This is a genomic window from Georgenia faecalis (assembly GCF_003710105.1).
Classification (GTDB): domain Bacteria; phylum Actinomycetota; class Actinomycetes; order Actinomycetales; family Actinomycetaceae; genus Georgenia_A; species Georgenia_A faecalis.
The window spans coordinates 2,534,832-2,558,655 of the sequence record NZ_CP033325.1; the positions used below are offsets into that span (position 1 = coordinate 2,534,832).

The 23,824-nt window shown below is 74.3% G+C and carries 26 protein-coding genes; 3 read left to right on the plus strand and 23 right to left on the minus strand.

The genetic code is table 11. From position 1 onward, the window contains the following. Window positions 1–11 precede the first annotated feature (11 nt). The 4 genes from EBO36_RS11075 to clpS are packed head-to-tail and all read right to left on the minus strand — an operon-like array spanning window position 12 to window position 2,600. A complete protein-coding gene (locus tag EBO36_RS11075; protein WP_122824668.1) occupies window positions 12–803 on the minus strand; it encodes an MBL fold metallo-hydrolase in 792 nt (263 codons plus the stop codon). Then, window positions 800–1,624: a glutamate racemase gene (gene murI / locus EBO36_RS11080; RefSeq protein WP_122824669.1), complete on the minus strand. Its 825-nt coding sequence runs from the start codon at window positions 1,622–1,624 to the stop codon at window positions 800–802. The genes EBO36_RS11075 and murI overlap by 4 nt, the downstream gene beginning before the upstream one ends. 11 nt (window positions 1,625–1,635) lie before the next feature. Then, window positions 1,636–2,277 carry a DUF2017 family protein gene (locus EBO36_RS11085; protein WP_164471447.1) on the minus strand — a complete coding sequence of 214 codons (642 nt, stop codon included), beginning with the start codon at window positions 2,275–2,277 and terminating at the stop codon, window positions 1,636–1,638. After that, the gene (gene clpS / locus EBO36_RS11090; RefSeq protein ID WP_122824671.1) at window positions 2,277–2,600 is read right to left on the minus strand and encodes an ATP-dependent Clp protease adapter ClpS; all 324 of its coding nucleotides are present in this window, start codon (window positions 2,598–2,600) and stop codon (window positions 2,277–2,279) included. The genes EBO36_RS11085 and clpS overlap by 1 nt, the downstream gene beginning before the upstream one ends. A gap of 126 nt (window positions 2,601–2,726) precedes the next feature. Here clpS and EBO36_RS11095 point away from each other — a divergent pair, with 126 nt between their 5' ends. Continuing rightward, window positions 2,727–4,067: a nicotinate phosphoribosyltransferase gene (locus tag EBO36_RS11095; protein ID WP_122824672.1), complete on the plus strand. Its 1,341-nt coding sequence runs from the start codon at window positions 2,727–2,729 to the stop codon at window positions 4,065–4,067. A 105-nt stretch (window positions 4,068–4,172) separates the two neighbouring features. On the opposite strand, the gene EBO36_RS15365 is transcribed toward EBO36_RS11095, so the two are convergent. The 7 genes from EBO36_RS15365 to EBO36_RS11125 all read right to left on the minus strand — a co-directional run bounded on the left by EBO36_RS15365 (window position 4,173) and on the right by EBO36_RS11125 (window position 9,210). Beyond that, window positions 4,173–4,328, minus strand: a complete 156-nt coding sequence (locus EBO36_RS15365; RefSeq protein ID WP_164471448.1) for a hypothetical protein — start codon at window positions 4,326–4,328, stop codon at window positions 4,173–4,175. A gap of 139 nt (window positions 4,329–4,467) precedes the next feature. After that, window positions 4,468–6,291 carry a DEAD/DEAH box helicase gene (locus EBO36_RS11100; RefSeq protein ID WP_122824673.1) on the minus strand — a complete coding sequence of 608 codons (1,824 nt, stop codon included), beginning with the start codon at window positions 6,289–6,291 and terminating at the stop codon, window positions 4,468–4,470. Then, a complete protein-coding gene (locus EBO36_RS11105; protein WP_122824674.1) occupies window positions 6,288–6,629 on the minus strand; it encodes a DUF3039 domain-containing protein in 342 nt (113 codons plus the stop codon). Before EBO36_RS11105 ends, EBO36_RS11100 begins: the two co-directional genes overlap by 4 nt. Window positions 6,630–6,792: 163 nt before the next feature. Beyond that, complete coding sequence (nagB, locus tag EBO36_RS11110; RefSeq protein ID WP_122824675.1) at window positions 6,793–7,578, minus strand: glucosamine-6-phosphate deaminase; 786 nt, start codon at window positions 7,576–7,578, stop codon at window positions 6,793–6,795. Window positions 7,579–7,744: 166 nt separating this feature from the next. Further along, the gene (locus EBO36_RS11115; protein WP_122824676.1) at window positions 7,745–8,026 is read right to left on the minus strand and encodes an HU family DNA-binding protein; all 282 of its coding nucleotides are present in this window, start codon (window positions 8,024–8,026) and stop codon (window positions 7,745–7,747) included. A 180-nt stretch (window positions 8,027–8,206) separates the two neighbouring features. Beyond that, on the minus strand, window positions 8,207–8,554 hold the full coding sequence (locus EBO36_RS11120; protein WP_122824677.1) for a GNAT family N-acetyltransferase: 348 nt from the start codon (window positions 8,552–8,554) through the stop codon (window positions 8,207–8,209). A 29-nt stretch (window positions 8,555–8,583) separates the two neighbouring features. Further along, on the minus strand, window positions 8,584–9,210 hold the full coding sequence (locus EBO36_RS11125) for an NADPH-dependent FMN reductase (RefSeq protein WP_122824678.1): 627 nt from the start codon (window positions 9,208–9,210) through the stop codon (window positions 8,584–8,586). 372 nt (window positions 9,211–9,582) lie between these two features. On the opposite strand from EBO36_RS11125, the gene EBO36_RS11130 reads away from it, so the two are divergent. After that, a complete protein-coding gene (locus EBO36_RS11130) occupies window positions 9,583–10,578 on the plus strand; it encodes an aldo/keto reductase (protein ID WP_122824679.1) in 996 nt (331 codons plus the stop codon). A 381-nt stretch (window positions 10,579–10,959) separates the two neighbouring features. Here the strand turns inward: EBO36_RS11130 and EBO36_RS11135 are convergent, their stop codons facing one another. From EBO36_RS11135 to EBO36_RS11175, 9 genes are all read right to left on the minus strand, one after another. Then, window positions 10,960–11,802 carry a DUF72 domain-containing protein gene (locus EBO36_RS11135; RefSeq protein ID WP_222928714.1) on the minus strand — a complete coding sequence of 281 codons (843 nt, stop codon included), beginning with the start codon at window positions 11,800–11,802 and terminating at the stop codon, window positions 10,960–10,962. Window positions 11,803–11,908: 106 nt separating this feature from the next. Then, window positions 11,909–12,901 carry an ABC transporter permease subunit gene (locus EBO36_RS11140; RefSeq protein WP_164471449.1) on the minus strand — a complete coding sequence of 331 codons (993 nt, stop codon included), beginning with the start codon at window positions 12,899–12,901 and terminating at the stop codon, window positions 11,909–11,911. Beyond that, complete coding sequence (locus EBO36_RS11145; protein WP_122824681.1) at window positions 12,898–13,959, minus strand: ABC transporter ATP-binding protein; 1,062 nt, start codon at window positions 13,957–13,959, stop codon at window positions 12,898–12,900. The genes EBO36_RS11140 and EBO36_RS11145 overlap by 4 nt, the downstream gene beginning before the upstream one ends. 156 nt (window positions 13,960–14,115) lie before the next feature. Beyond that, entirely contained in the window at window positions 14,116–15,054 is a 939-nt protein-coding gene (locus EBO36_RS11150; protein ID WP_122824682.1) for a CAP domain-containing protein, read from the minus strand. 262 nt (window positions 15,055–15,316) lie between these two features. After that, window positions 15,317–16,360 carry a threonine aldolase family protein gene (locus EBO36_RS11155; protein ID WP_122824683.1) on the minus strand — a complete coding sequence of 348 codons (1,044 nt, stop codon included), beginning with the start codon at window positions 16,358–16,360 and terminating at the stop codon, window positions 15,317–15,319. Window positions 16,361–16,417: 57 nt separating this feature from the next. Next, window positions 16,418–16,864: a hypothetical protein gene (locus EBO36_RS11160; protein WP_122824684.1), complete on the minus strand. Its 447-nt coding sequence runs from the start codon at window positions 16,862–16,864 to the stop codon at window positions 16,418–16,420. Between the two features lie 56 nt (window positions 16,865–16,920). Beyond that, a complete protein-coding gene (locus EBO36_RS11165; RefSeq protein WP_164471450.1) occupies window positions 16,921–17,346 on the minus strand; it encodes a hypothetical protein in 426 nt (141 codons plus the stop codon). Next, the gene (locus EBO36_RS11170; RefSeq protein ID WP_122824686.1) at window positions 17,343–17,870 is read right to left on the minus strand and encodes a hypothetical protein; all 528 of its coding nucleotides are present in this window, start codon (window positions 17,868–17,870) and stop codon (window positions 17,343–17,345) included. The genes EBO36_RS11165 and EBO36_RS11170 overlap by 4 nt, the downstream gene beginning before the upstream one ends. Window positions 17,871–17,930: 60 nt before the next feature. Continuing rightward, window positions 17,931–18,398 carry a hypothetical protein gene (locus EBO36_RS11175; RefSeq protein ID WP_122824687.1) on the minus strand — a complete coding sequence of 156 codons (468 nt, stop codon included), beginning with the start codon at window positions 18,396–18,398 and terminating at the stop codon, window positions 17,931–17,933. Between the two features lie 268 nt (window positions 18,399–18,666). Between EBO36_RS11175 and EBO36_RS11180 the strand changes: the two genes are divergently transcribed. Further along, complete coding sequence (locus tag EBO36_RS11180) at window positions 18,667–19,530, plus strand: SMP-30/gluconolactonase/LRE family protein (protein WP_122824688.1); 864 nt, start codon at window positions 18,667–18,669, stop codon at window positions 19,528–19,530. 77 nt (window positions 19,531–19,607) lie between these two features. Here the strand turns inward: EBO36_RS11180 and EBO36_RS11185 are convergent, their stop codons facing one another. The 3 genes from EBO36_RS11185 to EBO36_RS11195 are packed head-to-tail and all read right to left on the minus strand — an operon-like array spanning window position 19,608 to window position 23,815. Continuing rightward, the gene (locus tag EBO36_RS11185) at window positions 19,608–21,707 is read right to left on the minus strand and encodes a hypothetical protein (protein ID WP_122824689.1); all 2,100 of its coding nucleotides are present in this window, start codon (window positions 21,705–21,707) and stop codon (window positions 19,608–19,610) included. A 33-nt stretch (window positions 21,708–21,740) separates the two neighbouring features. Then, the gene (locus EBO36_RS11190; RefSeq protein WP_122824690.1) at window positions 21,741–22,994 is read right to left on the minus strand and encodes an enolase C-terminal domain-like protein; all 1,254 of its coding nucleotides are present in this window, start codon (window positions 22,992–22,994) and stop codon (window positions 21,741–21,743) included. An 11-nt stretch (window positions 22,995–23,005) separates the two neighbouring features. Next, window positions 23,006–23,815: an SDR family NAD(P)-dependent oxidoreductase gene (locus tag EBO36_RS11195; RefSeq protein WP_122824691.1), complete on the minus strand. Its 810-nt coding sequence runs from the start codon at window positions 23,813–23,815 to the stop codon at window positions 23,006–23,008. Window positions 23,816–23,824 lie beyond the last annotated feature (9 nt).

Below are 23,824 nucleotides of genomic sequence, written 5' to 3' on the forward strand. Positions count from 1 at the left end.
TGCGAAATGCCTCAGATGGCCCAGACGGCACCCGGAGCGGCCAGCTCGATGGGGCCGTCGAAGACCTCAGCGGCCTCGCGGGCGGCCACGGCGGGGTCGTTCCACGGCGGCTGGTGGGTGAGCACGAGGCCCGCCACCTCCCCCGCCGCCGCCACCTGGCCGGCGCGCCGTCCCGTGAGGTGGACGCCACGCACCGCGTCGCGCCCCTCCTGGAAGGCGGCCTCGGCGAGCAGCAGGTCGGCGCCGCGGGCCAGGGGGCCGAGGCCCTCGCAGAGATCGGTGTCCCCGGTGTAGGCGAGGACGCCCTCGCCCGTGCCGTCCTCGCGCGGGCCGGTCACCCGGACGCCGTAGGCGGGCAGCGGGTGCTCCACCTCGAAGGGCTCGATGCGCAGCGGGCCGACCTCGACGACGGTGCCGGGGGCGAAGGTCTCGATCGCGAACTCGGCGCTGAGGTCCTCGTCGTCCTCGTCACCGGACACGGCGCGGATGCGGCGGGCAGTGTCGTCCGGGCCGAGGACCCGCACCGGACGGAGGGCGCCGGCGGGGTGGTAGCGCCGGTAGACCTGGAGCCCGGTCATGTCGACGATGTGGTCGGCGTGGAGGTGGCTGAGGACCACCATGTCCAGCTCGGCCGGGTCCAGGTGGCCCAGCAGGGCACCGAACGCCCCGGAGCCGAGGTCGAGCAGCACGTTCCAGGTGCGCGGCCCGGACTCCCCCGGCCCCTCCGCCTGGACGAGGTAGCACGAGGACGGCGACGACGGGCCGGACATCGAGCCCGAGCAGCCGATGACGGTGAGCCTCACCGCATCGCCCCGACGTGGGTCGCGGCCCGCACCTGGTCGACGTCGGGGCCGAGGAACCGTCGGGCGAGGCGGCTGAACGGTTCGGGCTCGCCGGTGGCGAGGAACCGGTGGGTGGGGGGCGGGGCGGCCGGGTCGCGCTCCAGACCGTGCTCGACGAGCGTGCGGTAGACGTCCTTGGCCGTCTCCTCCGCGCTGGAGACCAGCGTGACGTCGTCCCCCATGACGTAGGAGATGACGCCGGTGAGGAGCGGGTAGTGCGTGCACCCGAGGACCAGGGTGTCCACGCCCGCCGCGCGGACGGGCGCGAGGTACTCCTCCGCGGCCGCGAGGACCTCCGGGCCGGAGGTGATGCCGCGCTCGACGAAGTCGACGAACCGCGGGGCGGCGGCCATGGTGAGCTCGAGGTGGGGCGCGGCGGCGAAGGCGTCGCGGTAGGCCCCGGAGCCGATGGTCGCCTGGGTCCCGATGACCCCCACCTTGCCGGTCCGCGTCGCGGCGAGCGTGCGGCGCACGGCGGGGAGGATCACCTCGACGACGGGGACCCCCGCGCCGCGCACGTACCGCTCGCGGGCGTCGGCCAGCACCGCTGCCGAGGCGGAGTTGCAGGCGATGACGAGGAGCTTGACGCCTGAGTCGACCAGCTGGTCCATGACGTCGATCGCCATCGCGCGCACCTGCGCGATGGGCCGCGGGCCGTAGGGACCGTTGGCCGTGTCGCCGATGTAGAGCACCGCCTCGTTCGGCAGCTGGTCGAGGACCGCGCGCGCGACGGTCAGGCCTCCGACGCCGGAGTCGAAGATGCCGATCGGTGCATCATTCATGGCTCGCGAGCCTAGACCCCGCCGTGGGGGCCTGACATGGCGGCCAGGAGTGACTCCTGCCACCACGTCAGTGCCGTGTACAGGCTGACGAGCGCCGACTCGAGCTCGTCCGCGTCGGGCTCGGGGCGTCCGGCCCGGGTGTACACCGCCTCGGCGTCGTCCTCGTCCTCGATCCCCAGGCGGCTGGCGAGGACGAGCCGGACGTCGGTGAGTGCGGCGAGCCACTCCCCCTCCGCGCCGGCGCGGACGACGACGAGGCCCGAGCTGGCCCGCAGGGCGGACCACACGGTCCGCAGCCGGTCGGCCTTGCCCGAGCGGAGCGCGCCCTCGGTGAGGCGGCGCATCTCGCCGGCGAGCGCCTCGTCCCCGCTCGCCGGGGGCAGCAGCCGCGCGAGGGCGGGGTCGGTGGGCGTCGTCTCGTCCGCCGGCGACCAGTCGAGCGCGGCAAGGACGGCGGCCTCGTCGGCGGCGGCGCCGGTGACGTCGACGCGCGCGGGGAGCCCCGCGTCGTCGGTGTCGTCGTCATCGTCCGCGGCGTCGAGCGGGGTGCCCAGCAGCTCGGCGGTGTCCGCGACCAGCCGGGCGATGATGCGCAGCTCGACGGGCTCGAGCTCGCAGGCGTAGCCGCCGGGGACCGGGATGAAGGCCTGCACTAGTCGTCCTCCCCCTGGGAGAGGGTGGCCCACAGCCCGTAGGAGTGCATCGCCTGCACGTCCACCTCCATCTTCTCGCGCGAGCCCGTCGAGACGACGGCCCGCCCGTCCTCGTGCACGTGCCGCATGAGCCGGTGGGCATGCGCCTCGGAGTACCCGAAGTAGGTGCGGAACACGTAGGTGACGTAGCTCATGAGGTTGACGGGGTCGTTCCACACCGTCGTGCGCCAGGGACGCTGCCGCTCGGGGGCCTCGGCATGGCCGAGCTCCTCGACGGGCGGGGGCGCCGGCGCGGGACCCGGCGTGCCGGTGGAGACGGACATGGCCCCACTTTAGGGAGTCCTGGGTGTGCCGCGGTCCACCCCCGTCCGCGCGCCGCCCCCGTCCGGGCGGTGTCCGCCCCTCGCCTGCCCCGGCCGGGTGGCGCCCGGGTGGTTACCGTTGCCCCCATGCCGACGGACGCGAGCACCGCCCTCCTCACCGACCGCTACGAGCTCACCATGCTCGACGCCGCCCTCCGCTCGGGCGTCGCCGACCGGCGCAGCGTCTTCGAGGTGTTCGGCCGCCGGCTGCCCGCCCGGCGCCGGTACGGCGTGGTCGCCGGGACGGCGCGGGTGCTCGATGCCATCGCCGACTTCCGGTTCGGCGAGGCCGAGCTCGCCTGGATCGCCCAGACCGGCGTCGTCGGGGACGAGACGCTCGACTACCTCGCCGCCTACCGGTTCGGGGGCGACGTCATCGGCTACGCCGAGGGCGAGTGCTTCTTCCCCGGATCCCCCGTCCTCACGCTCCAGGGGACGTTCGCCGAGTGCGTGCTCCTGGAGACGGTCATCCTCTCGGTCCTCAACCACGACTGCGCCGTCGCGTCGGCCGCCTCGCGGATGACCACCGCCGCCCACGGCCGCCCGTGCCTGGAGATGGGGGCGCGCCGCACGCACGAGTGGTCGGCGGTCGCCGCCGCTCGGGCCGCCGTCGTCGGCGGTTTCGCCGGCACGAGCGTCATGGAGGCGGGCCGGTCGTACGGCATCCCCACCATCGGCACCGCGGCGCACTCCTTCACCCTCGTCCACGACGACGAGGAGGCCGCCTTCGCCGCGCAGGTCGCCGCGCTCGGACCCGGCACGACGCTGCTCGTCGATACCTACGACGTCGAACGGGGCGTCGAGCGCGCCGTCCGGGCCGCCCGCACGGCCGGCGGCGAGCTCGGCGCGGTCCGCCTCGACTCCGGCGACCTCGTCGCGCAGGCGTTCACCGTGCGCGCGCAGCTCGACGCGCTGGGGGCGGCGACGACCCGGATCACCGTCACCTCCGACCTCGACGAGTACGCCATCGCCGCCCTCGGTGCCGCGCCCGTGGACTCCTACGGCGTGGGCACCAAGCTCGTCACCGGCTCGGGGCACCCCACCGCCGAGCTCGTCTACAAGCTCGTCGCCCGCGAGGGCGCCGACGGCAAGATGGTCGACGTCGCGAAGGCGTCGGCGTCGAAGAAGTCGGTCGGCGGGTTCAAGACCGCCGGCCGGGTCGTCGAGGACGGGGTGGCGGCCGAGGAGCTCGTCGTGGCCGCGGACTCCCTCGCCGACGCCGCACCGGTGCTCACCGCCGCGGGGGCGCGGCCGCTGCAGGTGCCGCTCGTGAGCGCCGGCGTCATCGCCGAGGAGCACCGTGGGCCCGGAGCGCTGCGCGCCGCCGCCGAACGGCACCTCGCCTCCCGCGCGGAGCTGCCGTACGAGGGGTGGCGGCTCAGCGAGGGCGAGCCCGCGATCCCCACCCGGCACGTCACCCTGACCTGACCGCCTGGCGCTCAGCGCCCCCCAGGCGTCGAACCGCCCCGTAGACGTCGAACGGCCCCGGCACGAGTGCCGGGGCCGTTCGACTCGCAGGATGCGCAGGGAGTGCTACACCCGCGACTTGCCCCGGTTGATCAGCGACATGATCAGCGAGACCACGAGGACGGCGACGCCGATCCAGATGAGGATCTGCGCGGCCTCGACCGCCACGCCGATGACGAGCATGACGACGCCGATGATGATGAGGATGAGCCAGGGGGACATGGGTGGTTCCTTTCGTTGCGACGGTCCCGAGGTAGCCCGGGCCCGGACACCCCGATTATGGCAGCGCCGGGGAGGCACGGCGCCACCCGTCGACGACCGGCGGGGCGTGCGGCGGCGTCGACCGGCGCGGCGCGCCCGCTCAGGTGCGTCCGACGAACCACCGGCGCAGCAGCGCGATACGGGCCTCGATCTCCTCGCTGCGGGCCATGGCGACCTCCGGGCCGCCGCACTGGCGGCGCAGCTCGGTGTGGACCACGCCGTGCGGCGTGCCGCTACGACGTGACCAGGCCGACACCAGGCTGGCGAGCTCCTTGCGCAGCGCCGTCCGCCGGCGGTGGTCCTCGATGCCGGCGTTCTCGTCGCGCTGTCCCTGCGCCTGGTCCTCGCGCTTGCGCTGCTTGATCTGCTCCGCCTGGTGGGCACGCAGCAGCGTCGCCACCTGCTCGGGCTCGAGCAGGCCGGGCAGGCCGAGGAAGTCCTCCTCGGCGGGCGAGCCGATCTCCGCCCCCGTGCCGAACTCGCCGCCGTCGAAGAGCACCCGGTCGAAGGAGGCCTGGGCGTCGAGCGCCTCGAAGCCCGGCATGGCGAGGTCGTCGCTCGCCTTCTCCGACCGGTTGGCGGCGGCGAGGTCGGCGTCCTCGGGCGTGAAGAAGGCGCCCTTCTCCTCGGCCGTGGGAACCCGGTCGAGCGCGTGGTCGCGCTCCGCCTCGAGCTCGCCGGCGAGGCCGAGCAGCCAGGGGACGCTGGGCAGGAACACCGAGGCGGTCTCGCCCCGGCGCCGGGCGCGGACGAACCGGCCGATCGCCTGGGCGAAGAACAGCGGGGTCGCCGTGGCCGTCGCGTAGACGCCGACGGCGAGCCGCGGGACGTCGACGCCCTCGGAGACCATGCGCACGGCGATCATCCACCGCTGGTCACCGGTGGCGAACTCCTCGATGCGCCCGGAGGCTCCGTCGTCGTCGGACAGCACGACGACGGCCTTCTCCCCGCTCACCTCGTGGAGGATCTTGGCGTAGGCACGCGCCTTGGTCTGGTCGGTGGCGATGACGAGGCCACCGGCGTCGGGCATGGCCCGGCGGACCTCGGTGAGGCGCCGGTCGGCGGCCGCGAGGACGGCGGGGATCCAGTCGCCGCCCGGGTCGAGGGCGGTGCGCCATGCCTGGGCGATGAAGTCCTTGGTGAGGGGCTCCCCGAGGGTCGCGCTCACCTCGTCGCCCGCGCGGGTGCGCCAGCGCATCTGGCCCGAGTACGCGAGGAAGATCACGGGACGGACGACGCCGTCGCGCAGGGCGTCGGCGTACCCGTAGGCGTGGTCGGCCCGGGACCGGCGGATGCCGTCGGGGTCGCGCTCGTACGTGACGAACGGGATCGCCGCCGTGTCCGAGCGGAACGGCGTGCCCGTGAGGCCGAGGCGGCGCCGGGCCGGCTCGAACGCCTCCCGCACGGCGTCACCCCAGCTGAGGGCGTCGCCGGCGTGGTGGATCTCGTCGAGGATGACGAGCGTCGGCTCCGCCTCGGTGCGCGCCCGGTGCAGCGCGGGGTTGGCGGCGACCTGGGCGTAAGTGAGGGCAACGCCGTCGAAGCCCGAGCCGTGGCGGCCCTGGGCGTTGCGGAACTCGGGGTCGATCTGGACGCCCACGCGGGTGGCCGCGTCGGCCCACTGCCGCTTGAGGTGCTCGGTGGGCGTGACGACGCTGATCCGCCGCACCACCCCGCGAGCGAGGAGCTCGGTGGCGACGCGCAGCGCGAAGGTGGTCTTGCCGGCGCCGGGCGTCGCGACGGTGAGGAAGTCGCGCGGGTCGGCCTCCCGGTAGGCAGCCAGTGCATCCGCCTGCCAGGCGCGCAGGCGCGAGGCGGTACCCCACGCGGCACGCGCCGGGTAGGCGGGTGAGAGCTGCTCTGCCGCCACCGTGGAGGCGGCAGAAGGACCGGGGGCGGGCCTGCGCGAGTGCGGGCCGCTCACTCCCCGCTTCCGGAACCGAAACCGGCACCGGAGCCGCCGGAGCCGCCGGAACCGGAGCCGCCGGACTGGATGCCCTCGTAGATCTCCTTGCAGGCGGGGCAGACCGGGTACTTCTTCGGGTCCCGCCCGGGCGTCCACACCTTGCCGCAGAGGGCGACGACGGGGTCCCCGGACATCGCCGAGGCAAGGATCTTCTCCTTGCGGACGTAGTGCGCGAAGCGCTCGTGGTCACCCGGCTCGATGTCCTCCCGCAGCTCCTCGCGCTCGAGGACGCTGGTGCCGGACGACGGTTGGGTCGACGGCTCTGCCGGGTAGCTCGGAGGCTGGGTGGAACTCATGGGGCCAGTCTAAGCACCCGGCCCGCGGCGCGGCGGGGGCAGCCCCACCGGCCGGCCCCCGCCGACGCGGGCTCGCCCGCGTCGGACGGGGCGAGGTGCGCGGGCACCAGGCGCCGGGCCGCGCGGGCGCGGCGCCGGTGCACGGCCGCGCCCGCGCGGGGGCTCAGATGCCCTGCCACTCCGGCTTCGTGGCGTACGTCTCGCGGTAGTACTCGCCACGCTCGAGGCGGCTGGCCGCGGCCTCGTCGAGGAGGACGGTGGCGTGCTGGTGGTGCTGCATGATCGTCGCCGGCCACGTGGCGCTCACCGGGCCCTCGACGAGCTGGCGGACGGCCTCGGCCTTGTTCTCCCCCGTGGCGACGAGGACGAGGTGGTGCGCGTCCATGATCGTCCCCAGGCCCTGGGTGAGGCAGTGCTGCGGCACGGCGTCGACGTCGCCGTCGAAGAACCGGGCGTTGTCGCGGCGCGTCTGGCCGGTGAGGGTCTTGATCCGGGTGCGCGAGGCGAGCGACGAGCCGGGCTCGTTGAAGGCGATGTGGCCGTCGGTGCCGATCCCGAGGATCTGCAGGTCGACGCCGCCGGACTCGGCGATGGCGCGCTCGTAGGCGGCGCAGGCGGCGGGCAGGTCGGCCGCCAGCCCGTCGGGGCCCTGGACGGCCCCCTCGGCGAAGTCGACGCGGCCGGCGATCTCGCGCTCGATGACGTTGCGGTAGAGCTCGGGGTGGTCGGCCGGCAGGCCGACGTACTCGTCGAGCATGAAGGCACGGGCCCGGGCGAAGGAGATCCGCCCCGCGTCGTAGCGGCGGGCGAGCTCGTCGTAGACCGCGAGCGGGCTCGATCCGGTGGCCAGGCCGAGGACGGCCTCGGGCCGGTCGGCGAGCAAGTTCTCGATGGCGTCTGCCACCAGGACGGCAATCTGCTCCGTCCCCGGCAGGATCACGACCTCCACTGGGTACACCTCATTCGTCTCCGCGGCACCGGGCGTGCCTGGTCTCCACCATAGTGAACGGGGACGAGGGCGCCGCCCGGGGCGGCAGACGAGAGGGCGTCGCTGGGGCGCCCAGCGGCCGCGGCGGGCCGGGCGTCGCCGCCCGGGCCCGCCGCGCCAGCGGTGACTACTTGGCGACGGCCTTCTTCAGGGCGCTGCCGGCGGAGATCTTGACGCCGAAGCCGGCGGGGATCTGGATCTCCTCGCCCGTGCGGGGGTTGCGGCCGGTACGAGCGGCGCGCTCGACGCGCTCGACGGCCAGGAGACCGGTGACCTTGACGGTCTCGCCCTTGCTCAGCGAGTCGACAAGGACCTCCTGCAGGGCCGACAGAGCGGCGTCGGCCTGCGACTTGGTGAGCGAGGAGCGCTCGGCCACGGCGGCGACGAGCTCGGTGCGGTTGACGGACATGAAATCCCTCTCATCGGTCGGCTGCGCACCCTGGTGGGTGCGACTGGGGCGACACTACGGCCCCCGGGGGCGTGCTGTCGCCCGCACGCGCCGAGTTTTCGGCGTGTCACCGCCAATTCTTAGCCCTTCGGATGCCCTTCGAGGCACCCGCCGGGGTTCCCGACGGCGTCGCGGGGTCGCTCAGCGGCCCGGCGTGTCGACGTCGCCGTCTCCCGGCGTGTCGGGGTCTGGGGAGGCCTCGCCACCGGACCGGACGACGAGGTCGGCGTAGTCGGGGTGGCGCTCGATCCACGCCTCGACGAAGGTGCACACCGGCATCACCGGCAGGCCCTCCGAGCGCGCGGCGTCGAGCGCCGCCCGCGCCAGGGCGGACCCCACGCCCTTCCCCTCGGCGGCCGGCTCCACCACGGTGTGCGTGAGAACAAGCACATCGGGGTTGCGTCGGTAGGTGAGCTGCCCGACGACGTCGCCGTCGACGCTCGCCTCGAAGCGGCCAGCCTCGGTGTTGTCGCTGATCTGCGGGTCCATGGGAACCTCCGGTGGGTCGTGGGGCTGGGCTACCACTGCGCCCGGGTGGGGCCGGGGGCGCTCTCGCCCTGCTGGTCGCCGATCTCCTCGAGCGGGGTGCGCAGCAGGTGCATCGCCGCGTCCATGCGCACGAGGGCGTCGAGCATGAGCTCGCCGCCCTCGATCATCCCCTCCGTGGGCCGGAACAGCCCGTCGTGCAGGTGCTCGTCGATGAACGGCACCACGACCATCTCCCGCACCGGGTACATCTGCAGCGCGCTGAGGACGGGCCGCAACGCCTCGGCCCCGCGCAGCCCGGCCGTCATGCCGGAGCCGTAGCTCACCAGGCCCACGGGCTTGAACGCCCACTCCTGCGCGAGGTAGTCCAGGGCGTTCTTCAGCAGCGCGGAGTACCCCCGGTTGTACTCGGGGCTGACGATGATGAAGGCGTCGGCCGGCTCGATGCGCTGCGACCACGCCCGCGTGTGCTCGTGGACGTAGCGGCGGTAGCGGGGCAGCTCCGGCTCGTCGAAGAACGGCAGGCCCATCTCCTGGAGGTGCACGTCGTCGACCTCGAACGCCCGGTTGCGGCGGGCGAGCTCGCTCACCCAGGCGGCGACGGCGGACCCGCGACGGTGGGGGCTGGTCGCGGCGTCGAGGATGGCAAGGCGGATCATGGCGGCTCCCTGGTGGCGTGCCAGCACCGTACCGGCGCGCAGCACCGGCGCGGCGGGCCGAAGGGCACTGGCGCGGGCGGCGGTCCGCGCTGGCGCGGCGGGGCCGGCGGCCGGCGCCGGCGGGGCGGGGCGGGCGGCGCCGCCGGCGCTGGCGGGGCGGCGTCGCCCGCACCGGCGGGGCGGGGCCGGGCGCCGGTACGCCGCGCTGGCGGGGCGGCGTCGCCCGCACCGGCGGGGCGGGGCCGGGCGCCGGTACGCCGCGCTGGCGGGGCGGGGCGGGCGGCGCCGCCGGCGCTGGCGGGGCGGGGCGCGGCGCGGTGTGCCAACCTGGCGCGGGGACCACGGCGGTCCCCGCGCGAAGAGAGGATGGGCATGGAGTCACGCACGCTCGGACGCACAGGACGAACCGTCTCGGCCGTCGGCCTGGGGACCTGGCAGCTCGGCGCCGACTGGGGCACCGTCGAGGAGGGCGACGCCCGCGCGGTCCTCGAGGCCGCCGTCGACGCGGGGGTGACGTTCTTCGACACCGCGGACGTCTACGGTGACGGGCGCAGCGAGGAGACCATCGGCGCGTTCCTCCGCGACCGGCCCGACCTCGACATCACCGTGGCGACGAAGATGGGCCGGCGCGTGGCCCAGGTGCCCGAGGCGTACACCCTCGAGGCGTTCCGGGAGTGGACCGACCGCTCGCGGCGCAACCTCGGCACCGAGCGTCTCGACCTCGTCCAGCTCCACTGCCCGCCCGACGCGGTCTTCTCCGACGACGCGGTCTTCGACGGCCTCGAGACCCTCGTCGCCGAGGAGCGGGTCGCTGCCTACGGCGTGAGCGTCGAGACGGTCGACCAGGCGATGCGGGCGATGGAGTACCCGAACCTGGCCACCATCCAGATCATCCTTAACGCGTTCCGGCGCAAGCCCCTCGAGGAGGTCCTGCCCCGGGCCGCGCAGGCCGGGGTCGGCATCATCGCGCGCGTGCCACTGGCCTCGGGCCTGCTCTCCGGGCGCTACACCCGCAGCACGACGTTCGCCGAGTCGGACCACCGCACCTTCAACCGGCACGGCGAGTCCTTCGACGTCGGCGAGACCTTCTCGGGGGTGGACTTCGAGACCGGCGTCGACGCCGCGGCGGAGTTCGCCGAGCTCGCCGCCCGGCTCGGCCCCGAGGGCGCGACGCCCGCCCAGGTCGCGCTGCGCTGGGTGCTCGACCAGGAGGGGGTGAGCACCGTCATCCCCGGTGCGCGCAACGCCGAGCAGGCGCGGGCGAACGCGGCCGTCGGGTCGATGGATCCCCTCTCCCCCGAGCTCCTCGGCGAGCTGGAGCGCCTCTACGACGAGCGGATCCGCGCGCAGGTCCACGCCCGCTGGTGAGCCGGGCCTGACCCCGGTCCCCGGGTGCTGCCCTCGCCACCCCTCGCTGCCGAGTTCGCCGGTTCATGCCGAGTTCGCCGGTTCATGCCGAGTTCGCTAGGTAGAACTGGCGAACTCGGCAGGCAATAGCGAACTCAGCGCAGCCACGAAGCCCGAGTTCGCTAATTCACGCCGAGTTCGCCAGTACGGGGCGTGAGCGTGCCCCGGTGCCGCGCCGAGTCGCGCTCGACGGCGCCGGGTCGTGCTCGACGGCGCCGGAACGTGCCCGACGGCGCCGGATCGTGTCCGGCGGGGACGCCGCGCCCGGACCGGCGTTTCTGCAAGATCACCAGGGGGACGTTCAGCGCTTCTGCATGATCACGAGGGGCCGTTCCGGCACGCTCACGCCGGTGGGGTGGGCAGCGTCGCGATGTCGGCGAGCTTGTCCGCCAGGGCGATCGCGTCGAAGGGGGCCCGCACCTTGACGTCGTTGTCGAAGTAGACGAAGACGTCGGCGCCGGCGGCGCGCCAGCCGCGGATGCGCTCCGCCCAGACCTCGAGCGCCGCGTCCTCGTAGCCGCTGACGTACAGCTCCTCCCCGCCGTGGAGGCGCACATAGGCGAGGTTCGACGTCAGCTCCTCGATGAGCGGCCACTTCCCCGCCGTGTCGGCGACGACGACGCCGATGTCGTGGGCGCGCAGCAGCTCGAGGAACGCGGGGTCGTGGTAGGTGTCGTGGCGCACCTCGAGCGCGTGCCGCAGCGGGCGGTCGACGTCGGTGGTCGTCCACGCCCGGCCGTCCAGCCGCTCGTCGTGCCCGAGCGCGAGGGCGGCGGCCGCACCGGTGCTGCGCGGCAGGAGGTCGAAGAAAGCGGCGAGGCGGTCCGGGTCGAAGCGCAGGACGGGCGGCAGCTGCCACAGCACGGGCCCGAGCTTGTCGCCGAGCGCCAGCACGCCCGAGGCGAAGAAGTTCGCCAGCGCCGTCTCCACCCCGGCGAGCTTCTTCATGTGGGTGATGAAGCGCCCGCCCTTGACGGCGAAGACGAACCCCGGCGGTGTCTGCGCGTACCACTCCTGGTAGCTGGTGGGCCGCTGGAGCGAGTAGAACGACCCGTTGATCTCGATCGTCGACAGCTGGCTCGCCGCGTACTCCAGCTCGCGGCGCTGGACCAGGCCGGGTGGGTAGAACGACCCCCGCCACGGCGCGTAGCGCCAGCCGGAGATCCCGATCCGTACATCCGCCACCCGTCGGACACTAGCGGCGACGACGGGGGGCCGCCCGTCCGGCGTCGACGCCCTTCCTCCCTGCCGCGGGACCGGGCCCCGCCCGGCGGCCGCCGGGCGCGGTCGGCTACCGCACGTCCCGACGCGAGAACGCGAGGGTGCCGACCGCGACGACGACGGCGGTGAGGGCGAGCAGGTAGAGCGCGGAGTGGCCGAAGCTCACCGCCCGGTCGGCGACCTCGCACAACACCCCTCCCGCGCCGTCCGGGGCGCAGGTCTCGAGGTAGTAGGTGGTGCCGTGCCGGACCCAGCCGGCCACATTGGTGGAGATCAGCCACGGCGGGGACGCCGTCACGAGTCCGCGCACCACGAGCTCGACGACGGCGTAGCCGACGGCGATGCCCAGCACGCCCGCGGTGTGCCGCACCAGGAACCCGAGCGCGGCGCCGCCCAGGGCGGCCAGCAGGCCGAGGCCACCGATCCGCAGGACCATCCACCCCACCGCGGTCCACGTGGCCGTCGTCGTCCCCGCCGCGAGGCCGGCGCGGTTGAAGAGGGTCCAGTCCCCCGCGACGAACATCGCGGCGGACACCGCCGCGACCGCCGCGACCACGAGCGCCGGGGCAAGGAGCTTCGTCGCGTACACGCGCACCCGGCGCGGCTCAAAGGTGAGCCACATCCCGACCGACCCGGTGGCGAACTCGGCGGCGGTGAACGTCGCACCGACGACGAGGCCGATCGCCAGCAGGAGCGCGGACAGCGGGTCGAGCATGGCGGTGACGTTCTCCGCGAAGGTCGGCACCGGACGCAGGAACCACTCGAGCTCCGGGGCCGTGATGCCCTCACAGCCCCAGTCGACGTCCTGGCCGGTGGCCTCCCGCTCGCGCTCCTCGTCGGCCTCGCACTGCGCGATCTGCTCCTCGCCGGTCTCCTCCCAGACCGCCAGCTGCTCGGCGTAGACCGCCTCGGCCTGCGCCAGCTCCTCGGCGCTGATCGGCTCGGCCGTCTGTGCCACGGCGATGAGCATGAGGAGCGGCACGACGAAGGCCGCGGCGATGAGGAGCAGGACGACTCGGCGGGAGAACAGCCGGCGTAGCTCGACGCGGAGCAGGCGCATCACCGGTCCCACCGCCCGTCGGCGCCGGTCTCGTCGGCGCTGCCGGTGCCGTCAGCGCTGCGGGCGACCGGCCGGCCGCCCGCCTGCGGGGCGGGGGGCGCGTCGCTCCGCCGTCGGCCGCGGCGGCGGTCCCTGCCCGAGGCGCGGTGCTCCACCGGCAGGCCCTCGCCCCGGGTGAGCTCGAGGAAGACGGACTCGAGGTCGGCACGGACCGGTAGGAGCTCGCGGACGTAGATCTCCCGCTGGGCCAGCAGGTAGGTGATGCGGGCGGGGTCCGGCTCGTCGCGCACGAGGAGCATGTCGCCCTCGGGCGTCACGCGGAGCCCGGCCGCGAGGAGGACCGCCTGGGCGCCGGCGGCGTCGGCCACCCCCACGCGGACGGCGTCGACCGTCCGGTTGCCGATGACCTCGGCCACCGGGCCGGAGGCGAGGAGGCGACCGCGGCCGATGATGGAGACCGTGTCGGCGATCTGCCCGACCTCGGCGAGGATGTGGCTGCTCACGAGGACCGTGCGGCCCTGCTCGCCGAGCGAGCGCATGGTGTCGCGGATCTCGCGGATGCCGGAGGGGTCGAGGCCGTTGGTCGGCTCGTCGAAGATGAGCAGGTCCGGGGACTTGAGCAGGGTCGCCGCGACCGCGAGGCGCTGCTTCATGCCGAGCGAGTACCCGGCGTAGCGGTCCTTCGCCCGGTCGGCGAGCCCCGTCTCGGCGAGCACCTCCTCCACGCGGGTGCGGGGTGCGCCGATGGCGTCGGCGAGGAGGTTGAGGTTCTTGCGCGCCGTGAAGGTGGGGAAGAACTTCGGGGACTCGACGATGGCGCCGACCCGGGCGACGACGGACGGCAGCTCCCGCGGGACGTCGTGGCCGAAGATCCGCATGGTGCCGGAGTCGGCACGGACCAGCCCGAGGAGCATGCGGATCGAGGTGGTCTTCCCGGACCCGTTGGGGCCGAGGAAGCCGTGAACCCCACCGGCGGGGACCGCGAGGTCAAGGTCGTTGACGGCGACGCGACGCCCGTACGTCTTGCGCAGGGCGTGGGTCTCGATCGCGAGCACACTCACAGCGGGCCTCCTCGGCGCAGGCGCCGGGCGGCCACCTCGGCCCGAGGCTAGCGACGCTGATCATCCGCCGTGGCGGATTCGGGTCGCCGCGTCCGCCGCGGCGGACCCGACCTGCCCGCACCCGCCACGGCGGGGCGTGCCCGCGACCGAGCGGGCTCAGCGACCGCCGAAGAGGAAGACGGCGTAGGGGCCGCCGGATCCCATGACGTATCCGACGCCGACGTGCGTGTAGCGGTCGTTGAGCATGTTCGCCCGGTGCGGCGCGGAGTTCTGCCACCAGTTGAACATCCAGTTGACCACCGTGTCGGCGGACATGGACGCCCCGCCGGTGTTGCGGACGATGTTCTCCCCGGAGGCGCTCCACCCAGGGCCGATCTCGCTCGCGTAGTTGGGGTTGTGCTGGAGGACCCGGTTGCTCGCCATCCACTGCGCCCAGTTCTGGGCCACGGCATCGAGGGTGGCGTCGCGGCCCAGGGCCGGCATCCCGTTGCTCCCCCGGTACCCGTTGAGCTTGGCGGCGAGAGCCGAACGCTCCGACCCTTCCGCGGCGTTGACCGACGGTGCGCTCTCCGCCTGGGGCGCGGCGGCGGCCACCTGGCCGGCGGGCGCCGACTCCTCGGCCGGTGCCGCGGCGCGTGCGGGTGCCGGCGCGGCCGCAGCCGCCTCGGCGGCCTGTGCCGCCTGCTCTGCTTGCTCCGCCTCGGCGGCTTCCTGGGCGGCCTCCTGCTCCGCAGCGAGGACGGCTGCCCGGGCCTCGTGCAGCGGCAGGACCGGGGCCTTGGCGACGGAGACGTCGATCTCGGTCGGCGCGACGGTCCATTCGGCGTCCTCGGGCACGACCACGGCCGGTTCCGGGGATCGCTCGAGGCCACCGGCGAGCCCCATGGTGGCGGTGGCGGCGCCGGCGTCGAGGGCGGTGTCGCCTTGGACGGCCGCGAAGGCGACGCTACCGACGAGGCTCAGGGCGGCGGCCCCGGCGATGATCGTCGACTGGCGCGCCCCGCGGGAGCGGGTGTGGGCGGTGATGCGGTCCCGGACTGACGCGACGTGAGTCGCACGGTCGACGGGCGGTCGCTGTGACCTGAATGCGGTCACGGGCAGCCTCTCCGACCTCCCGGACACCTCGGGGCGGCGCGCGGGCGCGTCGCGGGTGGGCACCACCCTGCCGGCAGCTCTGGTAAGGGCTCGGCAGCGGCAGGGGTGACGGGAACCGCACGAGCGTCCTCGGTGGAGGGATCCGAGGAGTCTGGCGAGCCAACCACACATGAGAACCGATGTCACGTTTCGGTCACGGTCCATGTCGGTCTCGGCGCGCCTCGTCGACGCACGGCCCCCGACCGTCGCCGACCGTCGCGGATCAGCCCTGGAGCACCCCGGCGAGAGCGGCGACCAGGCGCTCGACGTCGTCGTCCGTGGTGTCGAACGAGGTGACCGCCCGCAGCACTCCGCCGGCGCGGTCCCAGGCGAGGACCGGGGCGGCGGCGAGGACGTCGGGGAGCACCGCCGCCGGCACCGGGATGAACACCGCGTTGGCCTGGACGGGGTGGACGGGCTCGATCCCCAGCTCGGCGCGCAGGCGCGCAGCGAGGTAGTCGGCGGCGTCGTTGGCGTGCCGGGCGTTGCGCTCCCACAGGCCGTCGGCCAGGAGCGCGACGAGCTGGGCGGAGACGAACCGCGCCTTGGACGCGAGCTGGGCGCTGGCCTTGCGCAGCCGCGCGACGGGCTCGGCCAGGGCGGGGTCGAGGACGACGACGGCATCCCCCATGAGCATGCCGTTCTTCGTGCCGCCGAAGGAGACGACGTCGACGCCGACGTCCCCGGTGATCTCCCGCAGGCTCGTCCCGAGCCGTGCCGCGGCGTTGGCCAGCCGGGCGCCGTCGACGTGGAGACGGGCGCCGTGGGCGTGCGCGACGTCCGCGAGCGCGCTCAGCTCGGCCAGCGTGTACGTGGTTCCGAGCTCGGTGCTCTGGGTCAGGCTCAGGGCGGCCGGGCGCGCGTGATGGACCGACCCGTCCCAGCCGGCGAGGACGCGGGCGACGTCGCCCAGGGCCACCTTGCCCGCCGTGGGCGGGAGCGGGACGACGGCGGTGCCCCCCACGAGCTGCGGGGCGGTGCTCTCGTCGGTGACGACGTGCGAGGCGGCGCTGGTGACGACCGCCTCCCAGCGCTGGAGGAGCGCCTGGAGCGCGACGACGTTCGCGCCCGTGCCGTTGAACACCGGGAAGATCTGCGCGTCCGGTCCGAACGTCTCCCGAGCCAGCTCCTCGAGAGCGCCGGTCCAGGGGTCGGCGCCGTAGGCGGGGGCGTGCCCCTCGTTGGCCCGCGCGATCGCGGCGAGGATGTCGGGGTGGACGCCGGAGGCGTTGTCGCTCCAGAAGCCGCGGGTCGTCATGGGCAGCATTGTCACTCGCCGGCGGGGCCTTTTCGCGGACGCTCGTGCGGGGCTCGACGCCGCGCGCTACTCGACCCCGGCACGCTCCGCGATGAGGTCGCGCAGCTCGGGGATCGGCATGGCGAGGAACGGCACCCGGAGCGGCTTGTCACCACGACGTTCGACGAAGAGCCGCCCGCTCCACGTGATGTGGTTCGGGATGTCGCCACGCACAGCGGTGATGTCGTCGTAGGGCACCCGCCGGGTGCGCAGGCCGACGACGACGAGCTCATCGCCGCCGAGCTCGATCCGCGGTCGGCCGAACTTCCGGAGGCCGATGTAGGCCACGAGGAGGGCCGGATACAGGAGCCCCGGGAACGTCGAGATCGTGACCCCCTGCGTGACCTTCAACCAAAGAGAGACCGAAGCGACGAGCACGAAGGAGGCCATGGCCCACCGCTCGGCCCGGGTGATCGGCGGGGGCCCGACAACGGTCGGGGTCGCGCCATCGCGACGGACCGCCTCCTCCTCCATGGCCGGGAGTATGGCCCAGGCCGCCACCGGGCGTGCGCAGAACGGCCAGCGCGGGCTTACTCGAGCCCGGCCCGGGCGACGATGAGGTCGCGCACCTGGGGCACCGGCTCCGAGACCGCCGGCAGCGTGATGGGCTCGCCGGAGCGCCGCTCGACGACCAGCTGGGTGCTCCACGTGAGGTGGTCGGGGACGTCCCCGCGGACGGCCGTGATGTCGGTGTAGGGGATGCGGTGGGTGCGGACCTTCCTCACGACCAGCTCGTCCTCGTGGAGCTCGACCCGCCGTCGAGAGAGGAACCAGCCCGGCGCCGCGGCCGACAGGAGAGGCAGGAGGGATACCGGCTGGCTCGTGGTGACGACCATCCAGCCGACGACGCCCACCGCCAGCACCACCAGGGGGATTAGCCAGACGTAGTCGCTGCGCCTCATCGGCTGACTGAACCGGAGCACCGTGGGTGCGCGCTCACCGGCCTGGGGCTTCATGGGGCCGAGTGTGCCGAACTCCGCCCGCCGCGGGGCCGGTTTCGCGAGGCCGGTGCGGCGCAGGCCGCGCCGCCTGCCCAGGGAGCGTCGTCGAGCCCCGCGCGCTCGACGACGAGGTCGTGCACCTCGGCCAGCGGCATCGTGACCGAGGGCAAGGTCACGGGTGCGCCCGAGCGCCGCTCGAGCACCACCGCACCGCTCCAGGTGGGGTGGTTCGGAATGTCGCCGCGGACCGCGGTGATGTCGGCGTACGGGATCCGGCGGGTGCGGACTTGTTTGACGACCAGCTCGTCTCGCCGGAGCTCGATCCGTCCGGGGCGCCTCAGCTGCTCCACCGCGAAGAGCACCTGGGACAGCCCGAGCATGAGCATCCACGGTGACGGGGCAACGGATGGCTCCACGATGAGCGCGACGCCGTAGACGATCCACAACAGGCACACGACAACCGCGGCGACTCGGACGAAGCGCGGGGGCGGGGCAACGTTGAGCACCGTAGGCGCGTCCTCACCGGCCTGGGGCTTCATGGGGCCGAGTGTGCCGAACGGGGGCTCGGCGCGGGGGCCGTTTTGCGGAGCCAGTGCACCTCAGGCCGCGGGCCGCGTCCTCGGCACCCGCGCGTCAAGCCCGGCCCGGGCAACGATGAAAGCATGGGCCTCGGGCACCGGGACGGCGAGGACCGGCAGGCGGATGGGCCGCCCGGTGCGGCGCTCGATTCGCAGCCGCGTGCTCGCGCGGAGGGCGCCGGGCACGTCGCCGGTGACGGCGGTGATCTCGCCGTAGGGCACCCAGCGTTGCTGGAAGCGCCGGATGACCAGGGCGTCGTCGTGGAGCTCGACGGACCGCCTCGGCCACCACCGGTAAACGAAGCAGGCGGCGAGGGCGACGAGTCCGAGGGCGAGAAACGGCTCCCCGCTGAGCGCCTCGGGCCATAAGGCCAGGACGAGGCCCGCTGACATGAGGAGCAGCAATCCCACCGCGTCGACGGCGGTGATGCGTCGCTGGGGCCGGAGGACCGTCACGCCGGGGACCGCGGGCCGGAAACTCAGTCGCATGGCCGGGGATTATGCACCGCTACTTCGCCCCTCCGCGGAGTCCGCTCGTGCGTGCGGGAACTGGCGAACTCGGCTGAAACCAGCGAACTCGGACGCCCGCCATCTGCCGAGTTCGCTAGTTCATCCTCAGTTCGCTAGTTCCTACTAGCGAACTCGGCATGAAACAGCGAACTCGGCACAAAGTGGCGAACTCGGCACAAGGTGGCGAACTCGGCGGGAACTAGCGAACTCGCTGCGCCCGGCGCCGCTCGTCGGCCAGACTGCCCTCGTGCGCACCGTCGAGCAGATCACCGCGGCCGTCACCGACCACGGGGAGGGCCCCGTCTGGTCCCCGGCCTGGGGCGGGCTGCGCTTCGTCGACATGCTCGCCGGGGACCTGCTCGCCCTCCGGCCCGACGGCGCGGTCGAGCGCCGGCACGTGGGCCGCGTCGCCGCCTTCGTCCGGCCGCGAGCGCACGGCGGGTACGTCGTCGCCACGGAGCACGGCATCGAGCTCGCCGACGACGTCGACGGCGCCCCCGCCCGGGCCGTCGAGGTGACGCACGCGCCCGGTATCCGGATGAACGAGGGCACCGCGGCGCCCGACGGCAGCCTCTACGTCGGCACCAGCGCCTGGGACCAGACGCCCGGCGCCGCCGCCCTCTACCGGGTGGGTGCCGATCTCGCCGTCGAGCCGGTGCTCGACGGCATCACCATCTCCAACGGCCTCGGCTTCTCCCCCGACGGCGCATCGGCGTACTACGTCGACAGCCCGACCGGGCGGCTCGATCTCTTCGACGTCGTCGACGGCCGCCTGGTCGACCGCCGCGTCCTCGTCGACCGCCGCGGCGCGGACGGCGCGCTCGACGGCGAGCTCGACGGCCTCGTCGTCGACGCCCAGGGCACCATCTGGGTCGCGGTCTACGGCGCCGCCACGGTCCTGCGGTACGCCCCCGACGGCACGCTCCTCGAGCGGGTGGTGCTGCCGGTCCCCCACGTCACCGCCTGCACCCTCGGCGGACCGGACCTCACCGACCTGTTCGTCACCACCTCCCGCGGCGGCCTCGGCGCCGCGGCCGCCCCCGGCGCGGGGGCGCTGTTCCGCGTCGAGGTGGACGTCCCGGGGCTGCCGGTCCTCCCCTTCGCCGGCTGAGCGCACGGCCGCCGCGACCGCCGGCCGGCGGGCACGCACCCGCCGTGAGCGCGCGGCCCGCGGGCATACACCCGCCGCTACCGGGCGGTCACCTCCGTGCCGACGACGTCGTACGTGCGGCCCTGGACCACCAGCCCGGTGAGGCGCGCGTCGGGGTCGAGGTCGGCGATACACCCGTTCGCCCGTACCTCCCCGTCGAGCCCGATCTCGAGGCCGAAGACCGATCCGAGCACGAGCTCGCACCAGGCCCCGGCCGAGGAGCAGGACCAGTCGAGGATGTAGGGCAGCTGCGGCGGTGCCTTGCGGGCGCCGCCGTCGATCGGGTCGACGGCCTCCTCGACGAAGTGCGCCTGCCCCGGGGGGCCCTGGTTCGCGGTGCGGGCCAGGCCCTCGAGCCACTCGAGGGCGGCGCCGGGGTGCCCCAGGGCGATCGCGGCGCGCGCCGAGTCGGCGGGCCACGCGGGGTAGGCGCCGTTCCACTGGTGGTCGGCCCGCAACGAGTAGCCGGCGTCCAGGTCGTGCGGGGACAGGGCCCGCATCCACGACGGCGAGCGCAGCTCCTCGACAAAGAAGCGCACCATCTCGGCGCGCTGCTCGGCGGGCAGATCGGCGGCGATGGTGGTGCCGACGGTGGAGAAGTCGTAGCAGTGGCGGGTCTCGACGAGCCGCCCGTCGGGCTGGCGGGCGGCGAAGTACCCGGTCCCGGGCACGTAGAGGGCGTTGACCAGGGGGACGAGGGCGTCGGCCTCCGCCCGCATGCCCGACGCGACGTCGTCGAGGCCCTGCCGCTCGCTGATCTCCGCGGCCGTGCGCAGGCACCACACGTTCGCCGCGTTGAGGCTGGCGACCTCGTGGACGTAGGTGCTCACGCACTCGAGGAGGTTGTCGATCTCGCCGTAGTCGGCGAGCCCGGACGACGTCCGCAGCCGGTGCCAGGCCCGCGCCCAGTACCGCACGCTGTCGCCCATGGTCCGGGTCTGCCCGCTCGGGGTGGTGGCCTCGGCGTCGAGGAACGCGTGGTCGCCGTGGAGGCGGAGGTAGTCGTGGACCAGGCGGGTCATGGCGTAGTGGTTGACGGAGTACCAGTTGCCGACCGGGCCGCCGGTGAGCCACTCGGTGCCGAAGTGCTCCTCGATGTCGAGGCCCACCCAGTGCTCGATCTGGCGGCGCATGACGGCGGGGTCGAGCAGCGCGTGCACCATCGAGCTCAGCGAGTAGTCCCAGATGAAGGTGGTCGTCTGCCAGTACCGCGGCATGAGGGTGTCGTAGGTGCGCCCGAGCACCGAGGCGGGGTTGTCGCGGCGGAACCACAGCACGCCCATCGCGCCCCACCAGTACAGGGTGCGCAGCGCCTCGTTGGCCGTCTCCAGGACCGGGAGGCTGCCGCCGAACTCGGCGTTGCCGGGGGTGAACATCGCGGCGAGGCTCGCATCCCACGCCTCGCGGGACGCCGCGAGCGCCGCCGGGACGTCGGCGGCGATCCGCTCGTACGCCGCTCGGGCGACCCCCTCGGCGTCCTCCCCGGACGCGACGACGTGGACGTACGCCAGCTCGGTGCTCGCGCCCGCCGCCACCTCGCGTCGCACCTCGACGAGCCGGGGGTCGCCGGCGACGTCGGCCAGGTCCTCCCCGCCCACGCCCACCAGGCCCTGGAGGCTGAGCGCGGACCCGTCGGCCGGGCGACCCACGCGCCGGGCGCCGTCGACCTCGACGCGGTTGGGCGCCGACGGCGGGGGCGCGGACAGCCAGGGCGACGCGGAGCGGGTCACCGTCGAGTCGATCCACGCCCCCAGCCGCAGCTCCCGCGCCCGCTCGGCGGTGTTCGTCACCTCGACGTGGACGACGACGCCGGGCTCCCCCGGCGGGCAGACGGTGGTCGTCTCGACCCGCCAGCCGTCGATCGTCGTGCGGCGCACCACCCGGTCGGGGCGCCACTGCACCTCCACCGCCTGCCCGTAGGAGCGCGCGAGCCGCCCGCCGAGGTAGAGCTGGCCGGTGATGCAGTCGCCGTGGGAGACGGGCGGGACGTTGAGGGACCGGACCGCGAGCACGTCGTGGTCCACCTGCGCGGTGGCGAGGTGGTTGGTCAGCCCCGGCGGGTTGATCATGTCGTCGAAGCGGTCGACGACCACCGTGCTCGCGAAGTCCTCGACGGTGGGGACGGTGGGCAGGGTCATGGTGTCCTTCCTGGCGGGGAGGCGCCGGCTCGGTCAGAAGGGTTCGTGCGCGAGCGCCTCGGGGCGCCCCGCGCGGGACGGGTCGGCGAAGTCGGTGTTGGGCACCATGGGGTACCACCCGGGACGGCCGGGGTCGCGGTCGTAGGGATAGGGGCCCAGCTCGCGGTACAGCTCGGCGTACTCGGCGACCTTGTCCCGGTCGAGCTCCACCCCGAGCCCCGGGCCGTCGGGGACGGCGATCTTCCCGTCGCGGTAGGGCATCTTCCCGCCGACGATGACGTCGTCGCGGAGGTGGTGGTAGTGCGCGTCCGCCGCGAAGGTGAGGTTCGGGACGACGGCCCCGAGGTGGAGCATCGTCGCGAGCTGGACGCCCAGCTCCCCCGAGGAGTGCACCGCCACCCCCAGCCCGAAGGTCTCGCACACCCCGGCGGCCTTGACGCACGGGCGGATCCCGCCCCAGAAGGTGGTGTCGAGCAGGACGACGTCGACGGCGGGCGCGAGGACGTTCGTCGCCAGCTGCGCGAAGTCGACGACGACGGTGTTCGTCGCCAGCGGGATCCGGGTCCGCTCGCGCACGCGGCGCAGGCCGGGCAGGCCCAGGCAGGGGTCCTCGAGGTAGTCGTTGGCGAGGTCCTCGATCCCCGCGGCGAACTCGATGCTCTGCTCGGGGCTGAGGACCCCGTTGGGGTCGTAGCGGAACCGGTCGCCGTCGAGGGCCTCGGCCACCGCGCGGTAGGCCTCACGCTCGTACCCGGGGTCGAAGACGCCGCCCTTGACCTTGTGGACCCGGAAGCCGTGCGCGGCCTTGAGGTCCCACGCGTGCGCGACGAGCTGGTCGGGGGTGCGCACCTCCCCCGACCCGTCCGCGGCGGGGTACCGGAAGAAGAGGTAGGAGGCGAACTCCACCTCGCTGCGCACGGCGCCGCCGAGCAGGGCGTGGACCGGCAGCCCCGTGTGCTTGCCGAGGAGGTCGAGGCAGGCGAACTCGAGCGCGGCGAGGAGCTGGGTGCGGTTGTTGTACAGGCTCGCCGTGGGGTTGGCGAGCATGAACCGCAGCGCCTCGGTGCGGGCCGGGTCGTGGCCGAGGAGGTAGTCCTTGAGGCTGAGGACGGCGGCCTCGGCGCTCTGCCCGCCGCCGCCCATCTCCCCCACGCCGACGAGCCCGTCCTCGGTCTCCAGCTCGACGAGGGTGCGCACGAACCGGCCCCAGTGGGCGCCGTTGCTGTGCCGCAGCGGGGCCTCGAGCGGCACCGTCACCGTCGTGGCGCGCACCTCCGCGATGCGCATGCCGCTGCCCCTCACGACGCCGCCTCGGGCAGGGCGACGGGCAGGCCGGCGGTGAGTCCGCCGTCGACCTTGAGGTCGGTGCCCGTGATGAACGATGCCCGTTCGCTGAGGAGGAACTCCACGGCCTCGGCGACCTCCGACGCGCGCGCGACGCGGCCGAGCGGGTGGGAGCGCCCCCACTGCGCGAGGAGCTCCTCGGGCGGTCGGCCCTCGCTGAACAGCTCGGCCGCCCAGCGCAGCATCGGGGTGTCGACCGAGCCGGGGCTCACCGAGTTCACCCGGATCCCCTCCGCCGCGTGGTCGATCGCCATGGCGCGGGTGAGGGCGTGCAGCGCCCCCTTGCTGGCGGCGTACGCGGCGACGTCGCTCTGGGCGCCGTACCCCTGGACGGAGGCGACGAGGACGACGGCACCGCCGCCGCGGGCACGCAGCAGGGGCACGCCGACGCGGCAGGCCTGGAACGCGCCGCCGACGTTGACGTCCATCACCTCGCGGTAGGTGGCGTCGTCGGTGGCGTCCACCGACCCGTAGCGCTGGACGCCGGCCGCGCAGACGAGCGCGTCGATGCCGCCGTGGTCGGCGCGGACCTCCTCGGCGAGGACCCGCCACCGGTCGGCGTCGGCGACGTCACCCACCGCCGGCACCAGGCGCCCCGGCCCGTCCTGCGCCGCCGCGGCGGCCCGGTCGAGCGCGTCGGCGTCCCGGTCGACGCCGACGACGCTCGCACCGCGCGCCACCAGGGCCTCGGCGACGGCGCCGCCGATGCCCGCGGCGGCCCCGGTGACGATCGCCACCCGTCCCTGCCAGGTCGGCTCGGTCATGGTCGTTCT